Genomic DNA, 387 nt, shown 5'->3' on the forward strand with positions numbered 1-387 from the left:
CAGATCCGCCGTCGAATCTCATCAACACGGGGGCGTACGTCTTCCCCGCCGAGGCACAAACCTGGCTCGACGTTGGTGAGAGCGAACGTGGTGAACTCGAACTGACAGACGTCCTTGAACGCGCCTGCAAAGAAGGCACAGTCACTGCTGTGCCCTTCGAGCAGTGGTTAGACGTTGGCCGCCCGTGGGAACTCCTCGAAGCCAACGAGTGGAAGGTCGGCGACCTCTCTCGCGCCCTCCAGGGAGAGGTGCACGAAGATGCAACCATCCGTGGCGTCGTCGTCGTCGAACCCGGCGCAACCGTCGACGCAGGCGTCGTCATCGAAGGCCCAGCACTGATCCGCAGTGGAGCAACTGTTGGTCCGAATGCCTACATTCGAGGCAACA

Annotated in this window: 1 protein-coding gene; it reads left to right on the forward strand. The window is 61.5% G+C overall.

Annotated features, from left to right (window positions below):
• The coding region (locus AUR66_RS15125) for a sugar phosphate nucleotidyltransferase (protein ID WP_269432613.1) at positions 1-387 on the forward strand (387 nt) is incomplete at both ends.

This window comes from Haloferax profundi, from assembly GCF_001469865.1.
In the GTDB taxonomy this organism is placed as follows: Archaea; Halobacteriota; Halobacteria; order Halobacteriales; family Haloferacaceae; genus Haloferax; species Haloferax profundi.